The following is a 15633-nucleotide window of genomic DNA, read 5'->3' on the forward strand; positions in this document are numbered from 1 at the left end:
CGGTTCAGGGGGTGCGTCGGCGGCGCAGCTCGAAGACGGAGGCCCACTCGGGGTGGTCCGCGATCAGCTGCCTCGCGTACAGAGCGGTGTAGTTGTTGTTGAGCCCGCGCAGCCCCTGCGGGAGTCGCCAGCGCAAGTCCTCGAACAGTTCCTTGAGCCCGATGCGGGTGGCCCCGGCGGCGAGCCGTTCGGCCGTCAACTTCTCCAGGGCCCGGTAGACGTAAGGGTGTGCGGCGTCGAAGGCGAGGAACTGGTCGGTGATCGTGGGCCGGGATCCCGCGCGGGAGGATGGGCGGCGCACCCGGGTGACGGCCTGGGCAGGGTCAGAGAGCACGGGCATGGGAGGGATCTCCAGGGGGACGGGAAAGGACGAGGTCAGGCAGGGCACGGTCAGGCGAGACGGGCGCGGAGACCGGGTAGGGCGCGCAGGCGCATGAAGGCGGCGCACAGGCCGAGGGCCTGGAGCACCGCGCAGGCGGTGATGACGCGGCCGAGCAGGGCGGCCGGCACCGTGGCGACTAGGAGGCCGGCCAGGGGAAAGGGCAGCAGGAGCAGCAGGATCGTCAGGGAGAGGGTGGCGCCGAAGACCTGCTGCGGGATGAGGTGGGAGCGCAGGGTGCGCAGGACCACCGTCATGCCGCCCTCGCCGGCCATGAGCACCGCGATCAGCACGAGGTAGGCGGTGTAGGTGTGGGTGAGGGAGACGGCCAGGCATGCGCTGGCCGCGACGGTGGCGGAGAGTGCACCGACGGGCCACAGACCGAAGCGGTCGATCGCGCGGCGGCACACCGCGACCGTGATCAGGGAGGCTCCGGCAGCCACTGACCAGATCAGGCCCACGTCCGCGCTGGAGTGTCCGAACTGCTTCACCACGATCACCGGAGCGGCGGCCTGGAGCAGCCCGATGGCGAGGTTGGACACGGTCAGTCCGCACACCAGCCAGCCCAGGGCGGGCAGGGAGCGCAGGGTCGTCCATCCGGTGCGCAGCCCTGCGAGGACCGGCTCCGGCATCTCGGGCTGCCCGGCGTGCTGCCGGGGTGCGAGCGCGCACGCGAGGAGCGAGAAGACCGCGATCGTGGCCAGCATCCCGGCGGCCCCGGCCCGCTCCAGCAGAAGGCCAGCGATGGCAGGGCCGGCCAGGGTGCCGACCTGGTCGATGCCCAGGAGTACCGACTGCACGCGGTGGGCGCGCTCGCCGGCCTGGCGGCTGGCGACGCCTCCCGCGGTCTCCGCTGCGATGTAGGAGAACTCGGTGAGTACGCCGGTCAGGGCGGCGAGCAGCATGACGGTGACCGTGGTGGGCAGGCCGACCTCCATCTGCGGCAGCGCAAGGGCAGCGGTCACCACCACGGCGGCCCGCATCGCCGAGGCCACTCGCAGCACGCGGGTGGTGCCGTGGCGGTCAACCATGGCCCCGGCGACGGCGAACGCACCCAGGCGCGGGACCCACTCCAGTGCGAACGCCAAACCGGTCAGGGCTGCGGAGTTGGTGGTGGCGAGCACCAGCAGCGGGATGCCGTACGTCGTCATGGCGAAGGCGCCGGCGTCCATGCTGCGGGGCAGGTAGATGCCGCGCAGCAGGGTGGGGACCGGCCGGCGGGCGTGCCGGGGTCCGACGCGGGATCTCACGCAGCGGGCTCCATCTCATCCGCCGCGTGGGAGGAGTGCAGGGCTGTGTCGTGCACGACGTACGCATTCGTCTGGAGCCAGGCGGCCAGTGCGCGCTGCGGGCCGTCGAGGGCGGAGATGGCCTCACGGGAGAGAACCGCTCCACCGGGGACCAGCAGCCCGCTGGAGTTGCCGAGCCTGGCGACCCCGCCTTCAAGCCCCTCGGTGTGGCTGAGCATGATGAGGGTGCGCTGGACACGGCTGACGAAGTCGCTGGACACCGTGGGGAACTGGTGGGTGCGGGCCCAGTGCGCGGCCGTGTCGTACACGTCGGCGAGGTCCTCGCCACGGGAGGTGAGCCGGTAGCGGACCCGCTCGTGCTCGTCGCCGTAGACGAGGCCAAAGGCGCGGGCTCGGTCTATGGCGTGACCAAGCTGGTGAGCGGTCAGGTCGCTGAAGGCGGCCTGCAGGCTGCCGCGGCGGCGGGCGATGGGGCCGTTGTCGGCGATTTCGCTGACGAGGCGGATCAGGGCCGGCAGGGACAGGGCGCGGATGGTCTGGCGCCTGTCCAGGCGGGTGGTCGGGCATCTGGTCATCGACGGTGGCCTCCTGCCTGCGGGAGGGTGACGGGGCGCACCGGTATCTGGTGGGAGAACAGATCAGTGGGCTTCCAGGCCGTGGCCGCGGGCTGGGTGGACAGGGCCGGGGCCGCTGCCGCCGGAGCGGGGGCCGCGGGTGCCGGTACGCGGGGCTGGATGGTCAACCATGGTCCGGACGTGGTCTGCGTCGCGGCCGGGGACTGGCCCCACAGGGGGTGGGTGTCGGCGTCGGCGAGCGGGCGTCCCGCGGCCCAGGCGCTCAGAGCCCGGTAGACGGGGGCGAGGGCGTGGCCGGTGGCGGTCAGCTCGTAGGCGCGGCCGTCCTTGCGGACCAGGCCGTCCTCGACCAGGCGGTCGACCTGGGGGTAGATGTTGCTGAGCCGGTAGCTCGGCATCGCCGCGGCGGACAGGGCCTTGGCGCTGGAGGCGCCGCGGGCCTTGAGCGCCCACAGGATCGGCGTGGCGTGCCGGGGGCCGATCAGTGCGAGGGTGTCTTCGATGTTCTGCGCGGGCGCGACCTGGGTGACCGGCTCCAGCGTCCCGGTGTCCTTGTTCTTCACCAGGGGCTTTTCCAGGTGCTTCTCGCCCCAGGCGGCGATCACGGTCAGGACGGGCATCAGGTCGGCGCCGCGTCCGGTCAGGCCGTAGGTGACATGTCCCTGGGCGACCTCGGTGCGCTCGACCAGCCCGCAGTCGGTGAGCTTGCGCAGCTTGGGGTGGAGTGTGCCGTCGTTGAGCCAGGGCAGGCGCGGCTTGATCTCCGCGTAGCGCAGGGGCTGGGCGGACAGCGTCATCAGGATCCACACGCTCCACAGCGGGGCGATCATCTCCAGCGACTCGGTGACGCGTGAGACGTCGACCTGGGTGGAGCGGGGCAGACCGGTGGTGGCCAAGGGGGTAACTCCTAGGGCGGGGCGGATGGTTCAGCGGGTGCGGGTGGCAGCAGGTGCCGCAGCGGAGGCCGGTACAGCAGGTGCTGACGACGGCGGAGGCGGTGCGGCGGGGACACGGTGCAAGCTGGCGAGGACGGCACTGACGGTCTTGGCGTGGGCGTCCCGGGTGGCGACGGATTCAGCGATCCGGCGAGCGCAGTCGAGCAGGTGGCCTGCCTCGAACTTCCCGATCTCCCGCTCGGGGTCAGCCAGTTCACGCAGTCGCTGCAGCTGGAAGGTGATGTTGCGCTCGGCGAGCTGCAGATCGGCGTGGCTGCTGGTCAGGGCGGCGAGCATCGTGCCGGTCGGATTGGTGTCGGCGTGGGCTTCGAGCGCGGCCATCGGCTGGCCGTACAGCTCCTCGATGCGTCCGGCGATGGTCTGGGAGGTGGAGTGGGGCAATCGGGGGCTTTCACGGTCGGCGGGCCCGCGCCGCCCCGGCACGTGCGGGTGCCGGGGCGGGCGGGAGCATGGTGGCGAGGCGGGGCTGGGTGAGCTGCGCCGGCCGCTCGGGACGCGGCCCGGGCGGCGGCATCGTGCGCAGCAACTCGCCGAGTGCGGTGGCGTATCCGTCACGGGCCGACAGGGCCGCCTCCATCCACTGAGCGTCGAACCACAGGTCGTCGGCGGACAGTTCGCCCATATCGCGGTCGGCTGCGGTGGCGTCGTGGATGCGGTCGCGGACCCGGGCGACCTGCTCCTCGGCCACCGCCAGCCAGGAGCGCAGCTCCAGGGCGCGCGTCAGAGCGGCGGACGCCTCGGGGCCCGCGGCCTGCGCGTACAGCTCGCTCAGCGAGGCGCCGAAGGCTTGGATTAGCGCCTCGTCCTGGCTGGTGGGCTTGTGCACAACGCTCACCGCGTCGCTCCTCGCACCGGGACGGATGGCGTGGGCGCGGCGCTCGGTACCGCTGCGGTCTGAAGGGCCGGGCTGCGACGGAGGGCTGCTTCGGTCCCACGCCAGGCTCCCGGGCCCCTGCGGCCCACGGAGTTCGGGTCGGTGTAGTGGCGTACGACCATCGCCCGCCCGTCGCGCACCGCCACGGCGGCATTGACCTGATGGGCCAGCGCCATGACCGGGTCGTCCAGCACGTCACCGGGTGCACTGTCGAGGGCCGCGACGAGCGCGTCCTCGGCCTTCTCCAGTACCTCCTGGGCCTCGGCGAGCATGCCGTACCACTTCACGACGACGGTGGCGTCCTTGGATGCGTGCGGGGCCGCGGCCACTGCCCGACGCAGGTCGGCCAGCGGCATCTGGAAGCGGGCCTCGATCTGCTGGGCGATGACGCCCATCACGTCGTCGGCGTCGTCGGACACGACACGGCTCCTTTCCTTGGAAATGCGTGGGTGGCGGGGCGGGGGCGCGCTTCGCTGTTCAGCGGCGAAGGGCGGCGCCGGTCTGGGAAATTCGCGTAGCCGGGCGGCTAGTCGAGGCACATGTAGACGTCGCGGTAGACGTACGAGCCGGAGACCCAGCCCTTTACGCCCGTGCTCTTGTCGGTGATGTAGTGCCAATTCCCGCTGGTCTTGTGAACCGTGAATCGGTGGCTTCGGTAGAGCACGCCGACGGCGGTGGACTTCGTGCTCGCCTTGGAGCGGATCGTGACCGCACTCGTGTGCACGGCCCACGGTCCGGGCCGGTCACACGGGCGGCTGGCCGACGCGGACGCCGGCGCCTGGGCGGGTGCCGCGCTCGCGGACGTGGCGCCAAGGAGCGGCAGGGCGAGCGCGCCGGCAACGGCGACAGAGACGGCTATGCGGGGTGAGCGCATGAGGAAGTGACCTCCAGAGGAGAAAGAAGGGAACGCGGAAACACACCCGGGCTGATGCCGGCGGGCAGTGGTTCAAGAGTCCGGAGAATCCCCGGTTTCGCTAACCGGGAATGTGCTGCTATGTTTCGCCCTTCGCCGGGCACCGAGCCCTCCCGGAAACACCTCAGAGGAGACCCCGGGATGACACGAATTCGCCGCTTCCGTCAGCGAATTGGGCCCGATCGCGGCGCAGGCGTGGTGGGCACTGCGGACGCGGCGGTGTGCCGGGTCGCCGGCGAGGTGGTCGGCAGGGGAACGTCCTCGCCCGACCAGTGGGCGTGCCACCAGGCGGTGGCCTGCTCGTAGGTCGAAAAGCCGCCTTCGCGCAGGGTGTGCGTCCAGTGCTCGGGGTCGACCTTTTCCAGCAGCACGCGGAAGCGCAGCGGCGCCTTCTCGTCGGTGGCGGCCAGGAGCACCGTGATCTGCATGCGGTCCGGGTCGTCCGAGGTGTAGCTGGTGACAAGGGCGAAGCGGTCGCCGTCGGCGGTGAGGCGGTCCTCCAGCGCCTTGGTGGCCTCGTCGGCCGCGTCGGTACCCATGCCGGGGAGCAGGCCGATGCCCTCCTTCGGGCAGCCGCGGGCAATCAGCCAGCTCTGCGCCATGGCCGGCAAAGGCAGTCGCTCGTGCCGGAAGCGGAAGGTACGGGCCTCCACGTCACGCTGCAGGTGGAGAGCCACCAGCTGCGGCTCTCCGGGGATACCCCAGGTCACCGCGCCGTTGTGCAGGACGTAGTAGCTGTGCCGCTGGTCGTCGGTGTGGTGCTCGGCGAGCACGGTGAGTTCAGTGGATTCGATATCGATGTGCTGCCAGAACTGCGCGGCGACACGGTCGTTGACGGCGTCGTAGCCGTCGAGGCGGAAGTCCGGGGATGAGGGCATAGGGGCTTTCGGAGCGGGGCGCACACGGGAGGCGGGGTTCAGCGGCGGGCGGGGGTGGCCGCGGGCCAGGTGCCGGGCCGGGGCACGGGAGCGGTGCCGGGCGCCTTGGGCGAGCGCGGGGCTGTCAGCGCCGCACGGCCGGTGTCGGTCAGCGTGACGGGCTGGCCCGCCGTGACCGGGTGGGAGGTGTCGCGTACCACCAGGCGGTCCTCTTCGAGGCGTTGCAGCTGGCTGTAGGGGATGCGGGTGCCGGAGGCGGTGACGACGTACAGCTGCTGGGTCAGCAGGTTCTGGTGGAGCTTGGCGCCCTGTGTGATGGCGAGCAGCGCCGCGACGTCGGGCGCCGGGAGGTTCGGCACGTCGCGCGGAGCGTTGTCCCGGGCGGCGGCTTCGACGGGCTCGAGCGCGGCCACGGCCTCGGCGTGGCGCTGGTCCCGGGTGCGAGCCGCGTCCTCCAGCAGGCCGACGGTCCGGCCGATGCGCTCGAACAGCGCGCCATCGACCGGGTACTCGCCGGAGGAGAGGCTGTGGAGCTGGGACCGGTAGAAGGTCACGTTGGTCTCGGCCTGGACGAGGGCCCGGTGGGCGTCGGCCAGGTGCGCGTGCTGTTCATCGAGCAGGTCGCGGTCGCGGTGCTGCCACAGCCGGTCGATGCTGTGGCCCACGGCCGCCTCGATGCGGTGATCAAGCTGGGTCAGAGCCTTCTTCACCGGAGCGTTGCGGGGCATAAGGGGTTCCTTGGGGTATCACGGGGGCCGGTGTGCGAGGCCGCTCATGCCGAGGGGCAGGCGCACGTCGAGGTGCGCTCCGTGCCGCATCTCGCGGACGGGACCGAGACGGCGAAGGAGGCGGAGCATCGGCTGGTTCGACGCCTCGGTGTAGGTGCTCAGGGTGTGGGCGCCCCGGTCATGGGCGTACTGGGCGGCATGCCGGGCCAGCGCGGTGCCGATGCCCCGGCGCTGGTGGGCATCGGCGACCTGGAGCCCGAGGTCGAAGACGCCCGCTTCCCGGCTGACAGGGCCGACGCTGACCAGCGCGAGCGGCTCATCGCCGGCACCGAGCCCCAGCCAGCAGTCGGCATGCGCCAGCAGCCGGCCAAGGGTGCGGGGCGACGGGCGCGTACGGCCCCAGCGGCGGAGCAAGTGCGCGGGAGAACAGCGCCGGTGGAAGGCGTCGACGAGCGGGAAGTCCTCGGCCCTCACACGGCGAAGGGCCATGAGGGCAGGGTGCCTCAACAGGAGCAGTCGGGCAGCGCGGACGTGAGGGAGCTGCGCAGATATCCCTTGAGCTGGTGGGTGCCGAAGCGGACGTTGCGGGGCCGCACGCCGTACGGTGCCAGCAGGCGGCTCAGACGCAGCGGGGTGAGATCGGCATATGACCAGCGGCCTTCCGCCATGCCGGGCAGCTGGCGCAGGCTATCGGTGAGGTCGGCCGAGGACATGGCGGCCGGATCACCGTCTGCGGCGAAGGCGTCGAGGCACGCGTGGACGATCGTGTGCTCGGCGGCCGGGCAGGAGCGACAGTCCACCGCGTCCTTGGCGGTGTCCTCGTCGCTGTCGCCGACGGCGTGGGTGCAGCAGCACGGGACGCTCAGCAGTCGGGTCAGCTCGGCGCCAGCCAGCACGCGCAGGATGAGGACGTCGGTGAGCTGCTCCAGCTGCTCGTGGGCGCCGGCGAGACAGCCGGCCGACCCGCCGCCGGCCACGGCGAGGAGCTGCGCGTCCATCTGCTGAACTCGCCAGTAGGCGTCCAGGATCGCCCGGTGGTGCGGGTTCTCCTGCGGGGTGTCGAGGCCGGCGAGGGCTGCCGTGAGGTCGTCGAGGCCGGAGGGGAAGTGGGTCGTCAAAGAGTGCGGTCCTTCAAAGTCGGGGACAGGGCGGGGCGGGGAAGGCCGGGTGCGGCGTACGGCGGCGGGCCCGGCATCGGGGCTTCGCGGCGCGTCTCCAGCTGCGGTGAGCTGGAGCGGGCGGCGTGGGCGAGCGCACTGGTGGGGCGGCGGGTGATGCCCAGGCGTTTGCGGGCGACGTTGTACACGTCGTGCCGCTCGCGAGGGCGGACGGCCACCACGTGGATCTCGGTGCGGTGCGCCGAGGCGGGCGGGGCAGGGCGCTGGGCGTAGACGACGCGCCAGGCGTTGCGGTGATCGACGTAGAGCTTGCGGTACCCGGTGAGTTCGCCGTTCAGCTTGGTGCCGAACAGCTTGGCGTCCACGACGTCCTGGAGCTGGGCGAGGGCCAGGTCGCGGATGTCTGCGGGGGCCTGGAGGAGGTCGGTCAGGGCGCGGGGGTCGAAGGAGAGGCCGAAGGCCGGCCGGTGTTCGGGCCCGCTCATGGGGCGGCCTGGTCCGGCTCGCCGGGCTCCGGCTTGTCCGCGGATGCGGCGCGGGTGGAGCGGGTGGAGGAGGTGGGGCCGGGCAGCAGGCGGTGCGCGTCGCGGTCGGGGTCGGTCTGGCAGGCCGAGAGCGGGCCGCCGGGTGCGCGCACATAAGCGAGGCAGTGAGTGAGGAAGTCGCGGTGCCACACGAACATCCCGGAGGGTCCCGCCTCGGGGTCTTTGTGCTGCTGGTAGGCCATCCACAGGGCGTGGAGCCAGGCGACGACGTCGTCGTGCTCCTGCCACTGCTTGCACCAGGGTGCAGCGGTGGTGACCTCGGCGCCGTAGGTGCGGATGAGGAAGCCGTCGACCCAGTCGGAGAGCGCATCCAGCTCGTCCTCGTACTCCTCGCCCTCCAGTTCCAGGATCGGGCGCGGCTCCGGCGGCACCAGGGCCGGCGAGCCGGGCATCCCGGGAAGGCTGGGCATGCCGAACGCCGCGAAGGGCGAAGGGTCCGGGGGTGCCGAGAGGCTGTCGAGCTGCCGGGCCTGTTCGGCGGTCTGCTCCATGAGTTTGCGGACGCTGGCCTCGATGCTCTCCAGATTCGAGTCCGGCAGCCGGACAGGTTCCATTTCCCCGTCGTCGGGGAGGTCTATGGATTCAGGCACGAAGGGGGTCTCCTTGAAGCCGCGGCCGGTTGCGTGAATGACGGCTCCACGATCCAGAAAATCCCCGGTTTCGCTAACCGGGGATCCGGTGCTATAACGCATCACCCGGCACGGGGGAGAGACCGGCGAGACCGGCCGCTATCCCCCCTGCCGGGCGGCGGAGGACGGTCAGGCCGACAGCGCGAAATCATCCTGAGACAAGAGCTGTTGCACCGTCTCGGTCAGCCGGTCGGCGGCCACCTCGGCATATTCGCGGGTCTTCTCCACCCCGATAAATGAGCGTCCCTCCAGCAGGGCCGCCACGCCGGTGGACCCAGAACCGGCGGTGAAGTCCAAAACGGTGCCCTGCTCCGGGCAGATCTTCACCAGCTCCCGCATCACCTCCACCGGCTTCTGCGTGATGTGCTGGCGGTTCTTGCCCGAGGGCTGCGAGGCCGAGTAGAGGCCGGGCAGGTAGACCGGGTTCCGGGAGCCGTCGATGGCGCCCTTCGAGCCCCAGATGATGAACTCGCAGTTCTGCGTGAAGCGGCCCTTCTGGGGCCTGGCCTGCGGCTTGTGCCAGGCCAGCACGCCACGCCACAGCCAGCCGGCCGCCTGCAGCGCGTCCGTCGTCGTCGGCATCTGCCGCCAGTCGGTGAACAGCAGCGCGGTGCCTCCGGTCTTGGTCAGCCGGTGCGCCTCGGTCATGATCTGCGTGAGCCAGAAGCCGTAGGAGCGCTGGTCCATGTTCTCGCCGGTGAAGTCCGGCAGGACGTGCTTGGCGTCGGCGGAGGTGTACTTCTGCCGCGCGCTGCGGCTGGTGCGCTCCTTCGCTGTCCGGCCGCCGCTGTTGTACGGCGGGTCGGTGATGACGGAGTCGACACATCCGTCCGGCAGCGTCGCAAGCACGCTCAGCGCGTCGCCCTGGTGCAGGGAAAAAGGCAAAGGGATACCCCAATTCGGGTCGGGTGAGGGTGGGTGATGCACTCCGGCTCGCGCACAGAACCCGGCGGAACAGCCGCAGGCATGACGATGCCCACGGCCCGCAATGCGGGGTGCGAGGGGGAGGAGCCAAAACTGTAGAGCACGATCCCCGGTGGAGCGGTGTCGCCGCCAAAATCCCCTAAATCAAGCCTTGATCACGTTTGATTTCGGAGACCGGGGATCTGGGCTTACTGTTTTGGAGCTGCCCGGCGGACACCGCCGTTGGCCACCCCCTCCCCTGCCCTCTCCGAGGTACGCCCTTGCCCGAACCCACCTGAACCCGACCGACGCACGCACAGCGAGGTGCAACTCGCCGCGTGCGTCGGGGGCCCGATTTACCCACCACCGGCCGCCGCGGCCTCCCTCAAGCACGCCCGCGCGGCCGGGACTTCACCTTCAAGGACGCCCTTGTGACAACTCCCTACCCACCCCTGCCTGAAACCCGGTCGCCGGGAGGCGTGCCGGATTGAAGGCGATAGCCGCCGGCATCGGCGTCGTCTTCCTCTCCCCCCTGCTGCTCGCGGGCACGGCCATGATGGTGGCCGCCGCCTCCAGCGAAGCCGCCGAAACCACCAGTGGGCTCAGCGGATGCCTGCATGACGTCGACACGGACGCCGTCACCAAGCAGGTGACGAAGATCCTCGACGGAGCGTCCGGCAAGGACGTGAAGGTCGAGGGCCTGTCCCTGCCTGCCGAGCAGGTCCCCAACGCCCAGACCATCGTGGCCACCGGCCTCTCGCTCGATGTGCCCAAACGCGGCCAGATCGTCGCGCTCGCCACCGCGATGCAGGAGTCACGGCTGCGCAACCTCGGCTCCGGTGACCGCGACAGCCTCGGGCTGTTCCAGCAGCGGCCCAGCATGGGCTGGGGCACCGCCGAGCAGATCCGCGACCCGGTCTACGCCTCGGAGCGGTTCTACAAGGCGCTGCTGGAGGTGAAGGGCTGGCAGCAGATGACCGTCACCCAGGCCGCCCAGGCCGTGCAGAAGTCGGGCTTCCCGGACGCGTACGCGCAGTGGGAGCCGCTGGCCACCGCCCTGCAGAAGGCCATCGCCGCCACGTTCCCCGGCGGTGAGAAGGACAAGCCCGCCAAGGAGGGCGACGCGTCGAAGGACACCAAGGCCCCGATCTCCGGCTGCGGCCCGGCCGAGGACGGCTCCTCCTACGGGCGCATCCCCGAGGGCAGCGTACCCAAGGGCTACACGATCCCCAAGGACGCCGACCCCAAGGCGCGTAAGGCGATCGACTGGGCGATGCACCAGCTCGGCACGATGTACCAGTGGGGCGGATCCTGCACCGCCGCGCACGGCCCTGACCCGATGGGCCGCTGCGACTGCAGCAGCCTGATGCAGCAGGCGTACGCCAAGGCCGGCGTCCAGCTAACCCGCACCACGTACACCCAGGTCAACGAGGGCAAGGCGGTCTCGCCCGACAAGCTGCAGCCCGGTGACCTGATCTTCAGCCGCGGCACGGCCCAGCGTCCCGAACATGTCGGGATGTTCATGGGTGCGGGGCTCGTCATCGAGGCCCCCAAAACCGGCAAACCGGTACGTATCACTCCTCTGAAGGACTGGGCGATCCTCGCCGTCCGCCGCGTCCTCTAACGCCGTCCTGGCGCCCAGGCCCCGCCCCACGTTGGCCGGGCCGGCCTTTCTCGGCGCCGCTCGCGCCACTCCCCTCCTCTTTCCCCCTTTCGCCCGGGCTGTATCCGGCCTGCGCACGCAAGGAGCCCCGCCACACCCATGCCCATACCTCTCGCAGACCGCGTCATCCAGCTCGCCTACGACCCGGGCATCTCCCCGCAGGGCGGCGGCCTGCCCGGCCTCTCCGTCCTGAAGAACGTCGTCAACAGCATCAACCTCTTCGGCATCGTCGCCGTCGTCGGTGCCTTGGCCGTCTCGCTCGGCGTGTGGGCCTGGGGCCACCACACCGGCGGCCACCAGGCCGAGGCCAACGGCAAGAAGGGCGCGCTCGTGTCCGCGGGTGCAGCGCTCGGCCTCGGCGCGGCCAACGGCATCGTCGCGTTCTTCAGCGCCCTGGGGTCGCAGGTCCACTGATGAAACGTTCCTCCTCGTTCTCGCTTTCCTCCTACGGCGTCGGCTGGTCGGCCAACCGCCGTATCGCCATCGTCGCGGTCACCCTCACCGTCCTGCTGGCACTGGCCGCCGCCGTCGCGTTCTTCACCGGCCGCGACCACGGCGCCCCCGCCGGGCCGGATTCACCGTCCGCCGCCGGCAGCGCCTCGCCCTCCCAGGAGGCGCCGCAGCCGGGCACGGGATCCGGGTCCGTCCCCAAGCCGCCCCAGATCGCCGAACCGATCGCCTTCGCCAAGGCCGCGGCGGCGATGCTCTGGTCCTACGACACCCGTGACACCAGCCGTGACCAGCAGCTGGCCGGCATGCGCGCGTGGATGTCGAAGGAGACCAAGTACGCCGACTGGACCTCGGTGTCCGCCCAGGTGCCGGATCCGACGCTGTGGTCGCGCATGGCCGACAACGACCAGCACGCCACCGCGACGGTCACCGAAGGCCACTTCCCCTCCGCGTTCAAGGCGGCCCTGGCCGAAGACCCGTCCGCGATCACCAAGGCGTACATCTACGTCGTCACCGTCAACGGCAAGCAGGAGATCGCCTGGAAGAAGGGCGGCGGCGGAGCCGAGGAGCGCGCCGTGACCCTGGCCGTCCAGTGCCGCCCCGGCCACGACTGCACCCTGGCCGCCATCGCCCCGAACGTCACGCAGTGACCCGCGCCTGAGACACGAAAGGAGGCCGACTTCCCGTGGGTTTCTGCGATCTCCCCCTCGCCGACAAGGTGTGCGGCATCGCTGGCGCCGCCAAGGGCGCTGTCGACTTCGCCAGCGATCCGGGCAAGGTCATCGGCGACTGGATGGCCAAGTCCGCTGGCGAACTCGCTGCTGCGGCGGCCGACCTGGCCGCCAAGGCCGTCAACGCCACCACCAGGGTCGACTTGAACGCGGGCTGGTTCCGCGACAACTACGAGATGCTGCTGCCGATCGGCCTGGTCATCCTCGTCGCCACCTTCTGCGCCCAGCTCGTGCGGGCCGCGATGAAACGCGACGGCCAGGCCCTCACCCAGGCGTTCACCGGCACAGCCTCCGGTGTGATCTTCGCCTTCAGCGCCATCGCCCTGACCACCGTCGCGATCGAAGTCGTCGACGCGCTGTCCGACGGCTTGTTCAAAACGGCGCACCTGTCGATCGAATCGGCCGTGCGGCGCATCGTCAAGGTAAGCCAGATCCCCGCCCTGGCCGGGCTGGGCTGGCTGGTCGCGGTCTTCACCGCCATCGGCGCCGCGATCGGAGCGTTCCTTTACTGGTGCGTGATGATGGTCCGCAAGGTCGGCATCCTCGTGATGGTCACCTTGGCCGTGTTCGCCGGAGCCGGCGGCGGCTGGGAAGTCGCCCGCCGCTGGCGGCGCGGCTGGATCGAAGCCACCGCCACCCTCGTGGTCTCCAAACTCCTGATGACCGTGATCTTCGTGCTCGGTATCGCCGCCATGGGCAAGTCCGAGGCCAAGGACGGGCTCGGCGCGCTCGCCGACGTCATGTCCGGCATCGTGATCATGATCCTGGTGCTGCTGTGTCCGTACGCGACGTTCAAGTTCGTGCACTGGGCCGCGGAGGGCACATCCGGCGAGGACATCCATCGCGCCGGTGGTGCCGGAGCCCAGCTCGCCAAGCAGCACGCCGAACGCGCAGGCCGTAAGGCCGCCGCGATGGCGGCCACCGCCGGAACCGGCGGCGCAGCAGCCGGAGCGGGCGCCGCCCCGCAGGGGCCCGACTCGGTGCCCGGCGGCTTCCCCGGTGACATCGCCGCCAACCCCACCGGCGGCAATGACCAGGGGTCCGCAAGCACGAGCGGTTCTGGTGCTCCTTCCGGCGGCCAGGGCATGAAGGACGGACTCGAGAAGGCCGTCCAGCCTCCGCCCACCAGCGCCACCGACGACACCAGCGGCCAGTTCGGCGGCGGGCCCGGCCAGGGCGGACCCGGTTCAGGCTCGGGATCCCCGTCCGGCGGCGGGTTCATGTCCAACCCGGCAGGCTCCGCCATGCCTCCGCCGCAGGGCGCGCCTCCGGCCCCGAACTCCGCTGCTGCGGGCACTGCCGGCGGCGCCGGAGCACCGCCTCCGCCGCCTCCGCCCACCGGCCTCTGACCCCGTCCCCTCCCGCCGGAGCGGCACGCGTACACCCCTGTCCGTGCCGCTCCGGCCCCGCCCGAGCACCACCGGAACGGCCCTTGTCTGAACTGTCCATCACTCCGCTCACGGTCAAATTCCCCCACCGGTCGAAGCGCGGCATCCTGCTCGGCCTAACCCTTCCCCAACTCGTCCTGGTCTCCGGCGCGCTGGCGTTGCTGCTGATCACGGTCGTCAGCACCGGGCTGCTCGGCGCGATCGTGCTCACCCCGCTGTGGGCCGCTGTCGCTGCCCTGGTCGTCATCCGCCGCCACGGCAAGTCCCTGATCGACTGGGCTCCGATCGTCCTCCGATTCGCGAGACGCCGCCACAGTGGGCAGACCCTGTGGCTGGCCCGCCCGGTCACCCGGCCCCGCCACGACGGCACCCTGCACCTGCCCGGCACCGCGGCCTCCCTGCGCGTCGTCACGCCCTCGGACTCGGCCAACGGCGCCGCCGCGGTCCACGACCCGCACAACCAGACCCTGACCGCCGTCGCCCGCGTCTCCAGCAGAGCCTTCGCCCTGCTCGACCCCGCCACCCAGAACCACAACGTGGCCGGCTGGGGACGCGCGCTGGCGGGCATCGCGCGGACCGGGCACGTCGCCTCCGTGCAGGTCCTGGAGCGCACCGTGCCCGACAGTGGCGACACGCTCGCCCGCCACTGGGCCCAGCACGGGCGCCCCGAGACCCCGGTCGCCGGGCAGGTGTACTCCGAGCTGGTCGCCTCCGCAGGCCCGGCCGCCGCCCCGCACGAGGCGTACCTGGCCATCTCCCTGGACCTCAAGGCCGCCAAGCGCCTCATCTCCCAGGCCGGCGGCGGCTTCCCCGGAGCGTTCACGGTGATGGAACAGACCACCAGCGCCATCGCCCAGGCCGCCCGCAGCGCCGGCCTGATGGTGACCGGCTGGCTCACCGCCCGCGAGATCGCCGCCGTCATCCGCACCGCGTACGACCCCAAGGCGCTCTCCGGCCTGCAGCAGTGGTCCGAGAGCGGGCGCGCCGAAGCCGACCCGGCCGCCGCCGGGCCCGTCGTCCAGGTCGAGGAGTACGACCGGGTGGCCACCGACTCCGCCCGGCACGCCACGTACTGGGTCGAGGACTGGCCGCGTACGGAGACCGGCGCCGGATTCCTCCACGGGCTGATGTTCACCGCCGGGGTGCGGCGCAGCCTGTCCCTTATCTACGTGCCCCAGGGGCTCGAGTCCGCGATGCGCGACGTCCAGCGTAAGAAGGCCGCGATCATCTCCGATGCCGCCGAGCGATCCCGCCGCGGCCAGGTCGACTCCGAGGCCGACAGCGTCGAGTACGCCGACGTCAAGACCCGCGAGCGCCAGCTGATCGCCGGACACGCCGACGTCGCCCTGACCGGCCTGCTCACCGTCTCCGCCGAGACCGACGCCCTCCTCGACGCGGCGTGCGCCCAGATCGAGACCGCAGCCGTCACCGCCCAGGTCGACCTGCGCCGCCTCTTCTACCAGCAGCCCGACGCCTTCGCCGTCGCGGCACTCCCCCTTGCCCGCACCACCCTCTAAGCCCCCGGAACCGCACTGACACCGATCAACGACCGCGACGGTCTCCTCCGCGAACTGCAGGCCCTGCTTACCTCCTGCGAGGAGCTGGTCGCCCGCCACCGCGCCGTCCTCGACCAGTACCGTGACCCCGAAGGGG

General features: G+C 71.3%; 20 protein-coding genes. 5 read left to right on the forward strand and 15 right to left on the reverse strand.

Translation table 11 applies throughout. The annotated features are described in order from the left end of the window. Window positions 1–4: 4 nt before the first annotated feature. From IG88_RS39065 to IG88_RS0126045, 15 genes are all read right to left on the reverse strand, one after another. Window positions 5–340: a hypothetical protein gene (locus IG88_RS39065; RefSeq protein WP_031045885.1), complete on the reverse strand. Its 336-nt coding sequence runs from the start codon at window positions 338–340 to the stop codon at window positions 5–7. Window positions 341–390: 50 nt separating this feature from the next. Then, window positions 391–1629 carry an MFS transporter gene (locus tag IG88_RS0125980; protein WP_031045887.1) on the reverse strand — a complete coding sequence of 413 codons (1239 nt, stop codon included), beginning with the start codon at window positions 1627–1629 and terminating at the stop codon, window positions 391–393. Further along, window positions 1626–2204, reverse strand: coding sequence for a hypothetical protein (locus tag IG88_RS40350; RefSeq protein ID WP_051852055.1), 579 nt, complete (start codon window positions 2202–2204; stop codon window positions 1626–1628). The genes IG88_RS0125980 and IG88_RS40350 overlap by 4 nt, the downstream gene beginning before the upstream one ends. Further along, window positions 2201–3100, reverse strand: a complete 900-nt coding sequence (locus IG88_RS0125990) for a winged helix-turn-helix transcriptional regulator (RefSeq protein WP_031045894.1) — start codon at window positions 3098–3100, stop codon at window positions 2201–2203. Before IG88_RS0125990 ends, IG88_RS40350 begins: the two co-directional genes overlap by 4 nt. Window positions 3101–3130: 30 nt before the next feature. After that, window positions 3131–3541 carry a hypothetical protein gene (locus IG88_RS0125995; protein ID WP_031045897.1) on the reverse strand — a complete coding sequence of 137 codons (411 nt, stop codon included), beginning with the start codon at window positions 3539–3541 and terminating at the stop codon, window positions 3131–3133. Window positions 3542–3551: 10 nt separating this feature from the next. After that, window positions 3552–3995, reverse strand: a complete 444-nt coding sequence (locus IG88_RS0126000; RefSeq protein WP_031045899.1) for a hypothetical protein — start codon at window positions 3993–3995, stop codon at window positions 3552–3554. Further along, window positions 3992–4453, reverse strand: a complete 462-nt coding sequence (locus tag IG88_RS0126005; protein ID WP_031045901.1) for a hypothetical protein — start codon at window positions 4451–4453, stop codon at window positions 3992–3994. The genes IG88_RS0126000 and IG88_RS0126005 overlap by 4 nt, the downstream gene beginning before the upstream one ends. A gap of 107 nt (window positions 4454–4560) precedes the next feature. Further along, window positions 4561–4908 (reverse strand): SH3 domain-containing protein, encoded by a 348-nt coding sequence (locus IG88_RS0126010; RefSeq protein WP_031045903.1) that lies wholly within the window; start codon window positions 4906–4908, stop codon window positions 4561–4563. Window positions 4909–5111: 203 nt separating this feature from the next. Then, window positions 5112–5825, reverse strand: a complete 714-nt coding sequence (locus tag IG88_RS0126015; RefSeq protein ID WP_037836670.1) for a hypothetical protein — start codon at window positions 5823–5825, stop codon at window positions 5112–5114. 38 nt (window positions 5826–5863) lie between these two features. Continuing rightward, entirely contained in the window at window positions 5864–6553 is a 690-nt protein-coding gene (locus tag IG88_RS0126020; protein ID WP_031045908.1) for a hypothetical protein, read from the reverse strand. Window positions 6554–6571: 18 nt separating this feature from the next. Continuing rightward, on the reverse strand, window positions 6572–7042 hold the full coding sequence (locus IG88_RS0126025) for a GNAT family N-acetyltransferase (RefSeq protein ID WP_234332297.1): 471 nt from the start codon (window positions 7040–7042) through the stop codon (window positions 6572–6574). Window positions 7043–7056: 14 nt separating this feature from the next. Beyond that, on the reverse strand, window positions 7057–7671 hold the full coding sequence (locus tag IG88_RS0126030; protein ID WP_031045913.1) for a DUF3631 domain-containing protein: 615 nt from the start codon (window positions 7669–7671) through the stop codon (window positions 7057–7059). Continuing rightward, window positions 7668–8156 carry a hypothetical protein gene (locus tag IG88_RS0126035; RefSeq protein WP_031045915.1) on the reverse strand — a complete coding sequence of 163 codons (489 nt, stop codon included), beginning with the start codon at window positions 8154–8156 and terminating at the stop codon, window positions 7668–7670. Before IG88_RS0126035 ends, IG88_RS0126030 begins: the two co-directional genes overlap by 4 nt. Beyond that, complete coding sequence (locus IG88_RS0126040; RefSeq protein ID WP_031045918.1) at window positions 8153–8770, reverse strand: DUF4913 domain-containing protein; 618 nt, start codon at window positions 8768–8770, stop codon at window positions 8153–8155. Before IG88_RS0126040 ends, IG88_RS0126035 begins: the two co-directional genes overlap by 4 nt. 204 nt (window positions 8771–8974) lie before the next feature. Continuing rightward, a complete protein-coding gene (locus IG88_RS0126045) occupies window positions 8975–9730 on the reverse strand; it encodes a DNA-methyltransferase (RefSeq protein WP_031045921.1) in 756 nt (251 codons plus the stop codon). Between the two features lie 505 nt (window positions 9731–10235). Here IG88_RS0126045 and IG88_RS0126050 point away from each other — a divergent pair. The 5 genes from IG88_RS0126050 to IG88_RS0126070 all read left to right on the forward strand — a co-directional run bounded on the left by IG88_RS0126050 (window position 10236) and on the right by IG88_RS0126070 (window position 15497). Next, entirely contained in the window at window positions 10236–11372 is a 1137-nt protein-coding gene (locus tag IG88_RS0126050) for a C40 family peptidase (protein ID WP_031045924.1), read from the forward strand. Window positions 11373–11510: 138 nt separating this feature from the next. Next, window positions 11511–11825 carry a DUF6112 family protein gene (locus IG88_RS0126055; protein WP_031045928.1) on the forward strand — a complete coding sequence of 105 codons (315 nt, stop codon included), beginning with the start codon at window positions 11511–11513 and terminating at the stop codon, window positions 11823–11825. Continuing rightward, window positions 11825–12511 (forward strand): hypothetical protein, encoded by a 687-nt coding sequence (locus tag IG88_RS0126060; protein WP_031045931.1) that lies wholly within the window; start codon window positions 11825–11827, stop codon window positions 12509–12511. Before IG88_RS0126055 ends, IG88_RS0126060 begins: the two co-directional genes overlap by 1 nt. 35 nt (window positions 12512–12546) lie before the next feature. Further along, window positions 12547–13941, forward strand: coding sequence for an SCO6881 family protein (locus IG88_RS0126065; protein ID WP_031045933.1), 1395 nt, complete (start codon window positions 12547–12549; stop codon window positions 13939–13941). A gap of 83 nt (window positions 13942–14024) precedes the next feature. Further along, entirely contained in the window at window positions 14025–15497 is a 1473-nt protein-coding gene (locus IG88_RS0126070) for an SCO6880 family protein (RefSeq protein WP_031045937.1), read from the forward strand. Window positions 15498–15633: the final 136 nt, after the last annotated feature.

The organism is Streptomyces sp. NRRL F-5650 (assembly GCF_000721365.1).
In the GTDB taxonomy this organism is placed as follows: domain Bacteria; phylum Actinomycetota; class Actinomycetes; order Streptomycetales; family Streptomycetaceae; genus Streptomyces; species Streptomyces ardesiacus.

Bases quoted from the DNA above. Each gene is read 5' to 3' on its own strand.
- IG88_RS39065 (WP_031045885.1), bottom strand. From the start codon at position 340: ATGCCCGTGCTCTCTGACCCTGCCCAGGCCGTCACCCGGGTGCGCCGC.
- IG88_RS40350 (WP_051852055.1), bottom strand. From the start codon at position 2,204: ATGACCAGATGCCCGACCACCCGCCTGGACAGGCGCCAGACCATCCGC.
- IG88_RS0126010 (WP_031045903.1), bottom strand. From the start codon at position 4,908: ATGCGCTCACCCCGCATAGCCGTCTCTGTCGCCGTTGCCGGCGCGCTC.
- IG88_RS0126015 (WP_037836670.1), bottom strand. From the start codon at position 5,825: ATGCCCTCATCCCCGGACTTCCGCCTCGACGGCTACGACGCCGTCAAC.
- IG88_RS0126020 (WP_031045908.1), bottom strand. From the start codon at position 6,553: ATGCCCCGCAACGCTCCGGTGAAGAAGGCTCTGACCCAGCTTGATCAC.
- IG88_RS0126025 (WP_234332297.1), bottom strand. From the start codon at position 7,042: ATGGCCCTTCGCCGTGTGAGGGCCGAGGACTTCCCGCTCGTCGACGCC.
- IG88_RS0126035 (WP_031045915.1), bottom strand. From the start codon at position 8,156: ATGAGCGGGCCCGAACACCGGCCGGCCTTCGGCCTCTCCTTCGACCCC.
- IG88_RS0126040 (WP_031045918.1), bottom strand. From the start codon at position 8,770: ATGGAACCTGTCCGGCTGCCGGACTCGAATCTGGAGAGCATCGAGGCC.
- IG88_RS0126055 (WP_031045928.1), top strand. From the start codon at position 11,511: ATGCCCATACCTCTCGCAGACCGCGTCATCCAGCTCGCCTACGACCCG.
- IG88_RS0126060 (WP_031045931.1), top strand. From the start codon at position 11,825: ATGAAACGTTCCTCCTCGTTCTCGCTTTCCTCCTACGGCGTCGGCTGG.